Genomic DNA, 13,240 nt, shown 5'->3' with positions numbered 1-13,240 from the left:
GGTCGATGGTGGTCACTTGACCGGAGCCTCCTCGTGGTCGGCGGGGACGTTCGTTCCGTGCTCACCGAGGTCGACGTCGCGACCTTCGGCCTGGCCGACGAGCGCGCCGACGGCCTCGGCGAGCTCGGCGGCCTTGAGCGGCAGGCCGTAGACGTGGTTGTAGCCGATGGCGTCGACGAGGTACTCCGCGCGCAGCAGGCGGGAGAGCTGGCCGAGGTTCATCTCGGGGACCAGGACCTTGTCGTAGCGCTTGAGGATCTCGCCGAGGTCCTTGGGGAACGGGTTGAGGTGGCGCAGGTGGACCTGGGCGACGTCGTAGCCGGCGCGGCGCACGCGGCGGCATGCGGCGCCGATCGGCCCGTACGTCGAGCCCCAGCCGATCACGAGGACCTTGGCCTCGCCGGAGGGGTCGTCGACCTCGAGCGGCGGGAGGGAGTCGGCGATGCGTTGGACCTTCTCGGCGCGGATCCGGACCATCGCGTCGTGGTTGGCGGGGTCGTAGGAGATGTTGCCGTGACCCTCGTCGATGGTGCCGGCCTTCTCCAGCCCACCGATGCGGTGCTCGAGGCCGGCGGTGCCCGGGATCGCCCACGGCCGGGCCAGCGTCTCCTCGTCGCGCAGGTAGGGCCAGAACTCCGTACCCTTGGCCCCCTCGTGGTTGGGCGCGGTGGCGAAGCCGGGGTCGATCGTGGGGAGATCCTCGATCGAGGGGATCTCCCAGGGCTCGGAGCCGTTGGCGAGGTAGCCGTCGGAGAGCAGGAAGACCGGAGTGCGGTAGGTGATCGCGATCCGAGCGGCCTCGACCGCGGCGGCGAAGCAGTCGCCGGGGGACTGGGGCGCGACGATCGGGACGGGGGCCTCGCCGTTGCGGCCGTACATGGCCTGGAGCAGGTCGGCCTGCTCGGTCTTGGTCGGCAGGCCGGTCGAGGGACCGCCGCGCTGGACGTTGACCACGAGCAGGGGCAGCTCGGTCATCACGGCCAGGCCGATCGCCTCGGACTTGAGGGCGATGCCGGGGCCGGAGGTGGTGGTGACGGCGAGCTGGCCGGCGAAGGAGGCACCGATCGCGGCGCCGATGCCGGCGATCTCGTCCTCGGCCTGGAGGGTGGTGACGCCGAAGCCCTTGTGCTTGCTCAGCTCGTGAAGGATGTCGGAGGCGGGGGTGATCGGGTAGGAGCCCAGGAAGACCGGCAGCTGGGAGCGGACGCCGGCGGCGACGAGGCCGTAGGACAGGGCCAGGTTGCCGGTGATGTTGCGGTACGTCCCGGGACGCATCTTGGCGGGCTTGATCTCGTACTGGACCACGAAGGTCTCGGTGGTCTCGCCGTAGTTCCAGCCGGCCTTGAAGGCGGCGAGGTTGGCGCCCAGGATGTCGGCGACCTTGGCGAACTTCTTCTCCAGGAACGCGATCGTGGGCTCGGTCGGGCGCCCGTACATCCACGAGAGCAGGCCCAGGGCGAACATGTTCTTCGCGCGGGCGGCGTCCTTGCGGGAGAGGCCGAACTCCTTGACGGCCTCGACGGTGATGCCGGTCAGGTCGACGGGCTGGACCTGGAAGCCGGCCAGGATGTCATCGACCTCGCCCAGCTTGTCGAGCGGGTTCGAGGTGTAGCCGGCCTTGTCGAGGTTGCGCTTGGTGAAGTCGTGGGTGTCCACGATGATCGTCGCGCCCTTGGGCAGGTCGCCCAGGTTGGCCTTCAGCGCGGCGGGGTTCATCGCGACCAGGACGTCGGGCCGGTCGCCGGCGGTGAGGATGTCGTGGTCGGCGAAGTGGACCTGGAACGACGACACGCCCGGGATGGTGCCCTGGGGGGCGCGGATCTCGGCGGGGAAGTTGGGCAGGGTCACCAGGTCGTTGCCGAACACGGCCGACTCCTGGGTGAACCGGTCACCGGTCAGCTGCATGCCGTCACCGGAGTCTCCGGCGAACCGGATGATCACCCGGTCCAGCTGCTTGACCTGCTTGGTCTGGCTCACACCTGCTCCACTTCTCTCGACATCGATGGCGGCCTCGCGCGCGATGACAGCTTCAGGTGAGCCGATTCTAGAGCCAATCTAGAACACGTTCCACTTCTTGGGTGGACACCTGTCCTGCTCGCGCCGGCCGCCGGATCGACGCGGCTCGACGAACGCTCACCACGATAGTCCGCCGCCGTGGCGCAGCGGTGGCCGCGCCGCCTGATGGGCGCTCCGGCGGCCTCCGTGGGGGTGTGAGGTCGGTCATGGCGGCTCGTCGATTTGTCTAGTGAGCGAGTCTCTTAATTCTCTTATATGTATTATTCCGATCTAGTTTGATGGAACTGGCCCCCGAGAGGCCGGCCCGGACAGCAAGGAATGAGTGCGATGAAGCGAGTCATCAAGGCCGCCGCCCTGGCGGTCACCGGAGCGTTGGCGCTGACTGCGTGCGCGAGCGCCGACGGGGGCAACGGCAGTGGAGACGGCGAGACGGTCAATATCGTCGGCTTCGCGGTCCCGGAGGCCGGCAACAAGGCCGCCGCGGCGGAGTTCAACAAGACCGACGCCGGCAAGGGCGTGACCTTCTCGGGCTCGTACGGCGCCTCGGGTGACCAGAGCCGCAAGGTGGTGGACACCAAGGGCAAGGACGTCGACTATGTCGTCTTCTCGCTCGAGCCGGACCTGACCCGGCTGGTCGACGCCGGTCTCGTCGCCGACGACTGGAACGCCGGGCCGACCCGGGGCATCGTCTCCAGCTCGGTCGCGGTGATCGCCACGCAGGCGGGCAACCCGCTGGGCATCGAGGACTGGGACGACCTCACCCGCGACGACGTCACCATCGTCACGCCGGACCCGGCCAGCTCCGGCTCGGCGAAGTGGAACATCCTCGCGCTCTACACCTACGCCAAGCAGAACGGCGCGACCGAGGAGGAGGCGGACGCCTTCTTGAAGAAGGTGTTCTCCAACGTGACGACCTGGGCGGCCAGCGGTCGCGAGGCGACCGAGGCCTTCAAGAAGGGCGTCGGCAACGTGCTGCTCACCTACGAGAACGAGGCCATCCTCGCCAAGCAGAACGGCGAGGATCTCGACTACATCGTCCCGGACCACACCTTCCTCATCGAGAACCCGGGCGCCGTCCTGAAGGACGCCAACCCGGTCGCGCAGGACTGGTTGGACTTCATCCTCAGCGACGCGGGCCAGACCGCGTTCGTGAAGAAGGGCTTCCGGCCGGTCGGCGACCTGGACATCTCCGGCATCGAGGTCGAGGGCGCGAACGACCCGGCCGACCCGTTCCCGACGCCGGCGTCCCTGAGCACGGCCGCCGACCTCGGCGGCTGGAGCGCGATCAACGCCGAGTGGTTCGGCAAGGACGGCGAGAAGCTCCGCTTCGACCAGCTGTACGCCGAGGCGACCAAGCAGTGACCGACACCCTCGTCGCTCCCGTTGGGCCGGCTCGCACCACGAGCCGGCCCAGCGGGCTGTTCCGCCTCACGCCGACCTCGGGCGTGGGGCTGGGCGTGGCGCTGGTCTGGTTCAGCGTCCTCGTGCTGCTGCCGCTCGCCGCGGTCGTGGGGGCCGCCGCGGACGGCGGGTTCGACCGCTTCTGGGGCACGCTGACCGACGCCCAGACCTTCGCGGCCCTGCGACTCACGGTCGTCGAGGCGCTGTTGGTGACCGCGGTGAACGCCGTGCTCGGCACCATCGTGGCCTGGGTGCTCGTCCGCGACCAGTTCCCGGGCAAGCGGATCCTCGACGTCGTCATCGACATCCCGTTCGCGCTGCCGACCATCGTCGCGGGCCTCGTCCTGCTCAGCCTCTGGGGCCCCGAGAGCCCGGTCGGCATCAACATCGTGAACACCCGCCAGGGCATCTTCCTGGCGCTGCTGTTCGTGACCCTGCCCTTCGTCGTCCGTACCGTCCAGCCCGTCCTCATCGAGCTCGACGCCGACGTGGAGGAGGCGGCGGCCTCGCTCGGTGCGTCGCGGGCCACCACCTTCCGGCGGATCATCCTGCCCAGCCTGGTCCCGGCGATCGCGGCGGGCTCGTCGCTCGGGTTCGCCCGGGCGATCAGCGAGTTCGGCTCCCTCGTCCTCATCTCCGGCAACACGCCCTACGAGACCGAGGTCGCGTCGCTGAAGATCCTCAAGTTCCTCGAGGGCGACAACCAGGCGGGCGCGGCGGCGGTCGCCGTCCTGCTGCTGGTCGTGGCGATCGTGACGATCGTGATCCTCGACCTCATCTCGAGGCGGGTGGCGCGCCGTGGCTGACACCCGATCGATCCGGAGCCGCAAGGGCCCGGTGACCTATGTCCTGCGGGCGTTCGTGATCGCCTATCTCGCGGTGCTGGTGATCTGGCCGCTCTTCGAGGTCGGCAAGCAGACCTTCGCCCCGGCCGACCGCGGCGCCGAGGGCGGGTTCGCGGCCTTCTGGGAGCGGCTCAGCGACCCGTCGGTGACCTACGCCTTCAACCTCACCGTCACGGTCGCGTTCTGGGCCGTCGTCATCAACACCCTGTTCGGCGTGGGCATCTCGCTGCTGCTCGTCCGCTACCAGTTCCCCGGGCGGCGCATCCTCTCGGTGCTCATCGACCTGCCGATGTCGGTCTCCCCGGTCGTCGTCGGCCTGGCGCTCGTGCTGGCCTACAGCACCGGCAAGGGCTGGTTCGGCGAGGCGCTGGAGTCGGTCGGCTTCTATGTCATCGGCACCACCCCGGGCCTGATCATGGCGACCGCGTTCGTCAGCCTGCCGCTGGTGATCCGCGAGATCGTGCCGGTGCTCGAGGAGATTGGCACCGATGCCGAGCTCGCGGCCAGCAGCCTCGGGGCCAGCGGCTGGCAGACCTTCCGGCGGATCACGCTGCCCAGCATCAAGTGGGCGGTCGTGTACGGCGTGGTGCTGAGCATGGCCCGCTCGCTCGGCGAGTTCGGCGCGGTCAAGATCGTCAGTCCGGGCGCCGAGTTCCGCGGCGAGACCGCCACCCTCCTCATCCAGAACCGCTACAACAACTACGAGGAGCCCACGGCGTACGCCGCCGCGTTCGTGCTCGTGCTGGCCTCCGTGCTGGCTCTCGTGGTCGTCTCCCTGATCCGCAAGGAGGATCGTTCATGAGCATCGAAGTCAGGGGTGTCGGCAAGCGCTACGGCGACTTCGTCGCGCTCGACGACATCAACGTGTCCCTGCCCACCGGTCAGCTGACCGCCCTGCTGGGGCCCAGCGGCGGCGGCAAGTCCACCCTGCTGCGGATCATCGCCGGCCTGGAGTCCGCCGACGGCGGCTCGGTCGAGATCGAGGGCGTGGACGCCACGAGGCTGCCGCCGCAGAAGCGCAACGTCGGCTTCGTGTTCCAGCACTACGCCGTGTTCAAGCACATGACGGTGGCCAAGAACGTCGCCTTCGGCCTGGAGATCAGGAAGCGGCCCAAGGCCGAGGTGAAGGCGAAGGTGGCCGAGCTGCTCGAGCTCGTGCACCTCTCGCAGTTCGCGCACCGGCTGCCCTCGCAGCTCTCCGGCGGCCAGCGGCAGCGGCTCGCGCTCGCGCGGGCGCTCGCCGTGGAGCCCTCGGTGCTGCTGCTGGACGAGCCGTTCGGCGCGCTCGACGCGAAAGTCCGCAAGGAGCTGCGCGACTGGCTCCGCCGGCTGCACGACGAGGTGCACGTGACCACGGTGTTCGTGACCCACGACCAGGAGGAGGCCCTGGAGGTCGCCGACGAGATCGTGGTCATCAACGAGGGCCGGATCGAGCAGATCGGCAGTCCCGACGAGCTGTACGACGAGCCCGCGAACGACTTCGTGATGGGTTTCCTCGGCGCCGTCACCCGGCTCGGCCCGCTGCGGCTGCGTCCGCACGACATCGAGGTGGCGGTGACGCCCGGCGTACCGGGGTCGTCGGCCGGTGTCGTGCTCCGGGCGCTGCGGGTCGGCTTCGAGGTGCGGCTCACCGTCGAGGTGGAGGGGCAGCAGGAGCCGGTCCTGGTCGTCCTCTCCCGCACCCACGCGCGGGCGCTCGACCTGGAGCTCGGCAGCCGGGTCTGGCTGAGCCCCACCACGGGAGCGACGGCCGTGCCGGTGCTCGGAGCCGCCACGGCCTGAGGCCACGCCCCTTGTAACTAAGTGTTACGTCATCTACCAGGGTGCTGTGGTGCCGAAAACGGCGCAACAGCACCCGGGTGGATGACCGAACACTTAGTTACAAGTGCCGGGCCGCCCGGTCCCGTCTCCTAGTCTGGGCGGGTGAGCTATCTGCGGGCGACCAGGGTCCTGTGCTGGCTGCTCGGGATCGCGGTGCTGGTGTCGGTCGTGCACTACGTCGACAACTACGTCAACTACGACGACTACCCGGTGCCCGATCCCGACGCGGCGGTACCGGCTCCGTCCGCCACGCTGGTGGCGGTCGGCTGGTTCGTGTTCACGGCCTTCGGCGCGGTGGGGCTGCTGCTGTGGTTCCGCCGGCACATCACGACCGCCGCGATCGCGCTCACCGGGTACTCCCTGTCGGGGCTCATCGGCATCGCGCACTACACCGTGCCCGGGGCCACGGACATGGCCTGGTGGCGCCAGACCCACGTCGTGGTCGACATCGTCTGCGGCGCTGCGGTGTTCGGCTTCGCGCTGTGGGCGGCGAAGAACGCCTCCGAGCTCATCCCTCCCGCCGCGAAGCAGCAGTCCGCTCCGCCCTCGCCTTGAGCCCCTCGGCATGGCGGCGGAAGCCGTCGGCCACCCGCCCCGGCCCGGCGAGGCGGACGAGGGGACCGCGGAACTCCTCGACGGTCTCGTACGTCGTGGGCCCGCCCGGCCGCTGGGTGAGCCGCTGGTGGCGCACCCCCCTGACCAGGCCCAGCCTCGCGGGCAGGCCCTCGTAGACGTAGGACATCAGCGCCGTCGTCGTACCGGTCGCGGGGTCGGTGACCGGGCCGTCGAGGGCGGTGATCCGCTCGGGCGAGCGGGTGCGGCCGCCGCCGGCCCAGACCACGTGCAGCACGATCGGGTTGCCGACCGCGGGCGGCTGCGCGGTCTCGGCGCGCTCGACGAAGGGGTTCCACTCGGCGTACCGCTCGGTGTCGGTCATGACCGACCAGACGACGTCCAGCGGCGCGTCGATGTCGATCCGCGCGGAGGGGTTCATGGGCCCATCATGGCCGAGCGGGCCGGTCGGGGAGGATGGTTCCGTGGGTGCGGGCACGATCGGGATCGTCGGCGGCGGGATCCTCGGCCTCGCCGTCGGGCGTGAGCTGGTCCGTCGACGGCCGGGCGTGCGGGTGGTGGTGCTGGAGAAGGAGGCGCGGCTGGCCGCGCACCAGACCGGCCACAACTCCGGCGTCGTGCACGCCGGCATCTACTACCGGCCCGGCAGTCTCAAGGCCGAGCTGTGCACCCGCGGCCGGGCGCTGCTGCGCGAGTACTGCGCCGAGCACGCCATCGCGTACGACGCGTGCGGCAAGCTGGTGGTCGCGGTCGACGAGGCCGAGCTGCCGCGGTTCGAGGCGCTGGCGCGGACCGCGCGTGAGAACGGCGTGCCTGGGCTGCGCCGGCTCGACGCCGCAGCGATCCGGGAGGTCGAGCCGCACGCAGCCGGCCTCGCCGCGCTGCACTCGCCGCACACCGCGATCACCGACTATGTCGCGGTGGCCGAGGCGCTGGCCGCCGAGATCGTCGCCGCCGGGGGAGCGGTGCACCTGGGGGCCGAGGTGACCTCCGTCGACCGGGTGCCCGGCGCCCTCGAGGTCGGTACGGCGACCGGGCGGCACCGGGTGGACGAGCTGGTGCTGTGCGGCGGACTCCAGTCCGACCGGCTCGGCCGGCTGGTCGGCGGTCCGGCGACGCCGCGGATCGTGCCCTTCCGGGGCGAGTACATGGCAGTCGCACCGGCCAAGCAGGACCTCGTGCGCGGCATGGTCTACCCGGTGCCCGATCCGGCGTACCCGTTCCTGGGCGTGCACTTCACCCGGCGGGTCGGCGGGGGCCTGGAGGTGGGGCCGAACGCCTTCCTCGCCCTCAGTCGCGACCGCTACGGCCGGGCGTCGGTCTCGCCTCGCGATCTCGCCGACACCGTGTCGTACGGCGGATTCTGGCGGTTCGCGCGCCGGCACTGGCGCACCGGGGTCGGCGAGCTGCGCGGCGTGCTGTCGCGCGCGGCGTACATGCGCGTGGCACAGCGCTACGTCCCCGCCATCGGCCCGGAGGACGTGACCCGCGCGGGGCTGGGGCTGCGCGCCCAGGCCGTCGAGGCGGACGGCTCACTGGTCGACGACTTCGTCATCCACCGCGCCCACGGCGTCACCGCCATCCGCAACGCGCCGTCGCCGGCGGCGACCTCCAGCCTGGCGATCGCGGAGTACGTCGTGGATCAGCTGGACGCGCGCGACGCGTAGACGTTCGCCAGGTCGGCGATGTCGGCGACATAGGCGTCGGAGTGGTTGAAGCTGAAGATCGCGCGGCGCCAGGTCTCGGGCGCGGTGAGGTCGCCGGCGTGGCACAGGTAGCGGGCGGCGGCCAGCGCCGCGTCGTCGATCTGGTGGGGGTCGGCCACGCCGTCCCCGTCGCCGTCGGCGCCCCAGCGCTCCCAGGTGGAGGGGATGAACTGCATCGGGCCGATCGCGCGGTCCCAGGTGCGGTCGCCGTCGAGCGCGCCGCCGTCGGTGTCGCGAACCGCGCCGAACGCGCCGCCGTCGAGCACCGGGCCGAGGATCGCCGGCCGGGCCACGCCGTCGTCGCCGAGGGCCGACCCGTGCACGCTGCCGTGGGTGGACTCGACGCCGCCGATCGCGGCCAGGCTGTTCCATGCCACCCGACACCCCGGCTGCTCGGCGGCGACCCGCAGATGCGCCCGGGCGTACGCCGTGAGGGCCCGCAGCGGGATGCCCGTGCGGCCGGCCACCTGTGCCAGCCAGGCGGCGTCGGGCCGGTACGGGTCGGGTGCCGTCGCCGGCAGGGCGGGCGCGGCCGGCCGGACCGGTGCGGCGCCGGTGACGGCGGGCGCCACGCCGGTCGCCTCGGCCAGCGGGGTGCGCCGCGCGGAGCCGGCGTCGTACGCGAACGCCACGCCGACGCCGATCACCAGCGCGACCATGAGGACCGCGAGGGTGACCGCGCCGACCAGGTAGCGGTCGGGACGGGGCATGGGGCGGGTCCGGCGTCAGCGGTAGTTGGTGAACTGCACCGCGAAGTCGTAGTCCTGCGCCTTGACCAGCGCCTGCACGGCCTGGAGGTCGTCGCGCTTCTTGGAGGAGATCCGCAGCTCGTCGCCCTGGATCTGCGCCTTGACGCCCTTGGGGCCCTCGTCGCGGATCAGCTTGGAGACCTTCTTGGCGTCCTCGGAGCTGATCCCCTCCTTGAGGGTGATCCCGATCTTCGAGACCTGGCCCGACGGGCGCGGCTCGGAGGCGTCGAGGATCTTCAGCGACTGGTTGCGCTTGATCAGCTTGTCCTGGAAGACGCTGAGCACCGCGCTGGCGCGGTCGTCGGCGGACGCGCTGATCTCGATCGCGTGCTCGCCCTTCCACTCGATCGTGGCGCCCGTGCCCTTGAAGTCGAAGCGGGTCGCGATCTCCCGGGCGGTCTGTCCGAGAGCGTTGTCGACCTCCTGGCGGTCGATCTTGCTGACGATGTCGAAGGAGGAGTCGGCCATGGTGTCACCTGCGCTGTTTTCGGTCCGGCGGGGCTGCTGCGCTATTGTTTCGCGTCGTCGCCCACGCGCCAACTCAGGGTCCTCCGAGGGCCCGGACGAGGCCGTGTCGACAGCCCGGCAGGTTGCCCGAGCGGCCAAAGGGAGCTGACTGTAAATCAGCCGGCAATGCCTACAGTGGTTCGAATCCACTACCTGCCACAGTGGCCCCGACCAGCGCATGCGCACGGTCGGGGCCGCTCGGTTTCTCCGGCACCCGGGGGCCGGGCGGCGGCATCGGCCGACCGCCGGGCCGGGCCGGGCCGACTCGCCGTATGCTGACCCGTCAGTCAATCGTGAGGAGAGACATGGCCCGCCCCAGCGCCGTCGCCGAGCGTCGCCGCGAGATCCTCGAGGCGACCTGTGAGGTGGTCTCCGAGCGGGGCTTCCGCGACCTGCGGATCGTCGACGTGGCCAAGAAGGCCGGCTACAGCACCGGCACGGTGCACTACTACTTCGACTCGAAGGAGGAGCTGCTCCGCGAGGCGTTCCGCTTCGAGTACGAGAAGTCGCGGATCCGGCGCGAGGCCGTGGTGACACCGGGCCTGGACCCGGTTGCCCGGCTCCGCGCCCTGGCCGAAGCGTACCTGCCGTCCTCGCCGGCCTCGGTGCGGTCCTGGCGGGTCTGGATGGAGCTGTGGATCTCGGCGCTGCGCGACCCGTCGATGGGACAGGTCAACGACGTCTACTACGGCGAGTGGCGTCAGGCCGTGCTCGACGCGATGCGCGAGGGGCAGGAGAAGGGGCTGATCGAGGTGGCCGACCCCCAGCTGTTCGCCAACATGTACGTCTCGATGATGGACGGCCTGGCGATCCAGGTGCTCGCCGGCGCCGAGGGGATCAGCCTCGCCGACATGCAGGCGACCTGCCGCGCGTTCGTCGACTCGGTCGCAGTCAGCCGTTAGCGGGCGTGAGGTCGAAGGGTCGGTAGCCGGGAGCGGTGCGCGGCCAGGGGTGCGCCCGCTCCCAGGTCGCGGCGACCTCGAGCAGGGTGCGGTCGTGCCAGCGGCCGGCGAGCACCTGCAGGCCCCAGGGCAGGCCGAGGTCGGAGCGGCCGGCGGGCAGGGAGATCGCCGGATGCCCGGTCAGGTTGGCCAGCACGGTCTGGGTCAGTCCGTGGGGGCTGCCGGCGTCGGCGTGGCCGGGCGCGCGGCCGTCGGGCCGGTAGCCCGGTCCGTCGAGCACGCAGGTCGCGAGCAGCGTTCCCGGCGGCAGCGCGCGGTCGAGGACCGCGCGGGTGTGGGCGCAGCGGCGTCGGACAGCGAGGTAGTCGCCGGCGGTGACCTGCAGGCCGTGCTCCAGGGCCGCCCGGAAGGACGGGTCCCAGGCGTCGGCGTGCCGGCGGACGACGTCGGGTCCGAGCAGGTGGGCCTGTTCGGCCGAGGTGGCGGCGTACCAGTCCGGCTCCCAGCGCGACACCAGCTCGGGAGCGGCGGCGAAGAGCTCGTCGACGGACGTGGTGACGACCCGCACCTGCGCGCCCTGGGCGTCCGCGAGCGCGTCGGCCAGGCGCCGGGTGGCGTCGAGGAGCTCGCTGCCGAGAGTGCCGCCGAGGCCGCCGCTGCCGTGCAGGCGGGGGACGGCCAGGACGGTGCGGACCGGCGTCGCGGGGGCGAGCGCGACCGGCCCGGGGGCGGCCGAGCCGGGGACCGCGCCACCGATCACGTCGAGGAGCAGCGCCAGGTCGGCGGCGTCGGTGGCCAGCAGCGCATCGGTGTGCAGATCGAGCCAGGCGGGCGTCGGCGCGGAGCCGATCACGCCGTTGGTCGGCTTGAGCCCGAGCAGCCCGCACAGCGAGGCCGGGATCCGGACCGAGCCGCCACCATCGCTGGCGGTCGCCAGCGGTACGAGCCCCGCGGCGAGCGCGGCCGCCGAGCCGCCGCTGGATCCGCCCGGCGACCACGCCGGCTGCCACGGGTTGCGGGTGGCGCCGTGGAGCCGGTTGGCGGTGTAGCCCTCGTGGGCGAACTCGCAGGTGTTGGTCCGCCCGAGCACGATCGCGCCCGCGGCCCGCAGCCGGGCGACGACGGGGGAGTCGGCATCCGCCGGGGCGGCGTGCGCGAACGGCACCGAACCGTACGTCGTCGGGCGGCCGGCGACGTCCTCGATGTCCTTCACCAGCAGGGGCAGGCCGAGCAGCGGGGTGTCGGCGGGGGCGGGCGCGGCGTCGATCTCCCGGGCCCGGGCGAGGGCCGCGTCGACGTCGAGCGACGTCACCGCGCCGAGGGCCGGCTCGGCCGCCGCGATTCGCCCGGCCGCCGCACCGACCAGCTCCTCGGCGGTGGCCCGGCCGCGCCGGACGGCGTCGGCGAGTACGGCGAGCATTCCGGTCCTCCTCTATTGACTGATCGTCCAGTTAATCATAACGTGCTCCACGTCACTCCGCTTCCGGTGACCCGTGCCACGCCGAACGGCCGCTGGCCCGACCCCTGTGACCACCCGGCCGAGACCGGACCGATCGTGAGGACCTGATGACGTCGCTGTCCATCCAAGCCCTGGTGCATGCGCCCACCGACGGCCTGGCCGTCCATGAGCTGACCCTGCGCGCGCCGCGGGGGAGCGAGGTCCGGGTCCAGGTGAAGGCCTCGGGCGTGTGCCACTCCGACCTCCACCTCATCGACGGCGACTGGCCCTCGGGTGAGCGGCTGGTGCCCGGACACGAGGCCGCCGGGATCGTGGAGGCGGTCGGCGAGGAGGTCACCGGACTCGCGGTCGGCGACCACGTCGTCCTGTCCTGGTTCCCGCCGTGCCACGCGTGTGCGGCCTGCCGGCGCGGCGAGCAGTGGCTCTGCACGGGCAATATGTGCAACGAGCACCGCCTGCCCGACGGCGGCACCGCGCTCAGCCAGGACGGCGCCGAGGTCTACCCGTTCATCGGCGTCGGCGCCCTCGCCGAGTACGTCGTCGTCCCCGAGTCCGCCGCGATCAAGGTGCCCGACACGCTGCCCTTCGCGATCGGCGCCCTCATCGGGTGCAGCGTCGCCACCGGCGTCGGTGCGGTGCTCAACACCGCAGGGGTGCGTCCCGGCCAGGCGGCAGCCGTGCTCGGCTGCGGCGGTGTCGGCCAGGCCACCATCGCGGGCCTGGTGCTCGCCGGTGCCGACCCGGTCGTCGCGATCGACCTGTCCGCCGACCGGCTCGCGCTGGCCCGTGAGGTCGGCGCCACGCACGCCCTCGCCGGCGACGCTCCCGACCTCGCGGCCGCGATCGCGCAGGCCGCGCCCGACGGCCTCGACTACGTCTTCGAGGCGATCGGGCGGGTGGAGACGATCAACCAGGCGATCGAGCTGGTCAACCCCGGTGGCGCCGTCGTCCTCGAGGGCCTGACCTCGCTCGACGCCCGGGTCCCGCTCGACGCCTACACCCTGGCCGCCGAGGGCAAGCGGCTGCTCGGCTGCAACTACGGGTCGAGCGTCGCCAGCCGGGACTTCCCCGCCCTGGCCGAGCGCTACCTGGCCGGCGAGCTGCCGCTCGACGCGCTCGTCGGCCCCGCGATCACGCTGGCCGGCGCGATCGACGCCTTCGAGGACATGCGGCACGCCCGTGGCGGCCGCGCCGTCGTCGTCTTCGACTGACCCCTGCCGGCGGCCGCCACCGGCCGCTGCCTTCGCACGAGAGGAACTCA

At 71.8% G+C, this 13,240-nt stretch carries 13 protein-coding genes and 1 tRNA gene; 9 read left to right on the top strand and 5 right to left on the bottom strand.

Annotated features, from left to right (window positions below; genetic code table 11):
- Positions 1–12 precede the first annotated feature (12 nt).
- On the bottom strand, positions 13–1,977 hold the full coding sequence (locus tag QJ852_23610) for a 2-oxoacid:acceptor oxidoreductase subunit alpha (protein ID WGX96124.1): 1,965 nt from the start codon (positions 1,975–1,977) through the stop codon (positions 13–15).
- 366 nt (positions 1,978–2,343) lie between these two features.
- Between QJ852_23610 and QJ852_23605 the strand changes: the two genes are divergently transcribed.
- From QJ852_23605 to QJ852_23585, 5 genes are all read left to right on the top strand, one after another.
- Complete coding sequence (locus tag QJ852_23605) at positions 2,344–3,378, top strand: extracellular solute-binding protein (protein WGX96123.1); 1,035 nt, start codon at positions 2,344–2,346, stop codon at positions 3,376–3,378.
- Positions 3,375–4,223, top strand: coding sequence for a sulfate ABC transporter permease subunit CysT (gene cysT, locus QJ852_23600; GenBank protein WGX96122.1), 849 nt, complete (start codon positions 3,375–3,377; stop codon positions 4,221–4,223). Before QJ852_23605 ends, cysT begins: the two co-directional genes overlap by 4 nt.
- Positions 4,216–5,064 carry a sulfate ABC transporter permease subunit gene (locus tag QJ852_23595; GenBank protein ID WGX96121.1) on the top strand — a complete coding sequence of 283 codons (849 nt, stop codon included), beginning with the start codon at positions 4,216–4,218 and terminating at the stop codon, positions 5,062–5,064. Before cysT ends, QJ852_23595 begins: the two co-directional genes overlap by 8 nt.
- Positions 5,061–6,044: a sulfate ABC transporter ATP-binding protein gene (locus QJ852_23590; GenBank protein WGX96120.1), complete on the top strand. Its 984-nt coding sequence runs from the start codon at positions 5,061–5,063 to the stop codon at positions 6,042–6,044. The genes QJ852_23595 and QJ852_23590 overlap by 4 nt, the downstream gene beginning before the upstream one ends.
- 141 nt (positions 6,045–6,185) lie before the next feature.
- Positions 6,186–6,638: a hypothetical protein gene (locus QJ852_23585; GenBank protein WGX96119.1), complete on the top strand. Its 453-nt coding sequence runs from the start codon at positions 6,186–6,188 to the stop codon at positions 6,636–6,638.
- On the opposite strand, the gene QJ852_23580 is transcribed toward QJ852_23585, so the two are convergent.
- Positions 6,592–7,077, bottom strand: coding sequence for an SRPBCC domain-containing protein (locus tag QJ852_23580; GenBank protein WGX96118.1), 486 nt, complete (start codon positions 7,075–7,077; stop codon positions 6,592–6,594). The genes QJ852_23585 and QJ852_23580 overlap by 47 nt on opposite strands.
- Positions 7,078–7,120: 43 nt before the next feature.
- On the opposite strand from QJ852_23580, the gene lhgO reads away from it, so the two are divergent.
- Complete coding sequence (lhgO, locus tag QJ852_23575) at positions 7,121–8,323, top strand: L-2-hydroxyglutarate oxidase (protein ID WGX96117.1); 1,203 nt, start codon at positions 7,121–7,123, stop codon at positions 8,321–8,323.
- Here the strand turns inward: lhgO and QJ852_23570 are convergent.
- Positions 8,299–9,072 (bottom strand): lytic murein transglycosylase, encoded by a 774-nt coding sequence (locus tag QJ852_23570; protein WGX96116.1) that lies wholly within the window; start codon positions 9,070–9,072, stop codon positions 8,299–8,301. The two genes, lhgO and QJ852_23570, sit on opposite strands and share 25 nt — an antisense overlap.
- A gap of 15 nt (positions 9,073–9,087) precedes the next feature.
- On the bottom strand, positions 9,088–9,579 hold the full coding sequence (locus QJ852_23565; GenBank protein ID WGX96115.1) for a YajQ family cyclic di-GMP-binding protein: 492 nt from the start codon (positions 9,577–9,579) through the stop codon (positions 9,088–9,090).
- Positions 9,580–9,695: 116 nt separating this feature from the next.
- Between QJ852_23565 and QJ852_23560 the strand changes: the two genes are divergently transcribed.
- Both QJ852_23560 and QJ852_23555 read left to right on the top strand, forming a co-directional pair.
- Positions 9,696–9,777, top strand: a tRNA-Tyr gene (locus QJ852_23560).
- Positions 9,778–9,923: 146 nt separating this feature from the next.
- Complete coding sequence (locus tag QJ852_23555) at positions 9,924–10,520, top strand: TetR/AcrR family transcriptional regulator (protein WGX96114.1); 597 nt, start codon at positions 9,924–9,926, stop codon at positions 10,518–10,520.
- Here QJ852_23555 and QJ852_23550 read toward each other — a convergent pair.
- Positions 10,510–11,940: an amidase gene (locus QJ852_23550; protein WGX96113.1), complete on the bottom strand. Its 1,431-nt coding sequence runs from the start codon at positions 11,938–11,940 to the stop codon at positions 10,510–10,512. The genes QJ852_23555 and QJ852_23550 overlap by 11 nt on opposite strands.
- A gap of 146 nt (positions 11,941–12,086) precedes the next feature.
- Here QJ852_23550 and QJ852_23545 point away from each other — a divergent pair, with 146 nt between their 5' ends.
- On the top strand, positions 12,087–13,190 hold the full coding sequence (locus QJ852_23545; protein ID WGX96112.1) for an alcohol dehydrogenase catalytic domain-containing protein: 1,104 nt from the start codon (positions 12,087–12,089) through the stop codon (positions 13,188–13,190).
- The last annotated feature ends 50 nt before the right edge of the window (positions 13,191–13,240 follow it).

This window comes from Nocardioides sp. L-11A (assembly GCA_029961745.1).
Classification (GTDB): Bacteria; Actinomycetota; Actinomycetes; order Propionibacteriales; family Nocardioidaceae; genus Nocardioides.
Note: the sequence above shows the minus strand (reverse complement) of the source record. Positions and strands in the feature narration are given on the sequence as shown.

Bases quoted from the DNA above. Each gene is read 5' to 3' on its own strand.
- QJ852_23605 (WGX96123.1), top strand. From the start codon at position 2,344: ATGAAGCGAGTCATCAAGGCCGCCGCCCTGGCGGTCACCGGAGCGTTG.
- QJ852_23590 (WGX96120.1), top strand. From the start codon at position 5,061: ATGAGCATCGAAGTCAGGGGTGTCGGCAAGCGCTACGGCGACTTCGTC.
- QJ852_23580 (WGX96118.1), bottom strand. From the start codon at position 7,077: ATGAACCCCTCCGCGCGGATCGACATCGACGCGCCGCTGGACGTCGTC.
- QJ852_23570 (WGX96116.1), bottom strand. From the start codon at position 9,072: ATGCCCCGTCCCGACCGCTACCTGGTCGGCGCGGTCACCCTCGCGGTC.
- QJ852_23565 (WGX96115.1), bottom strand. From the start codon at position 9,579: ATGGCCGACTCCTCCTTCGACATCGTCAGCAAGATCGACCGCCAGGAG.
- QJ852_23555 (WGX96114.1), top strand. From the start codon at position 9,924: ATGGCCCGCCCCAGCGCCGTCGCCGAGCGTCGCCGCGAGATCCTCGAG.
- QJ852_23550 (WGX96113.1), bottom strand. From the start codon at position 11,940: ATGCTCGCCGTACTCGCCGACGCCGTCCGGCGCGGCCGGGCCACCGCC.
- QJ852_23545 (WGX96112.1), top strand. From the start codon at position 12,087: ATGACGTCGCTGTCCATCCAAGCCCTGGTGCATGCGCCCACCGACGGC.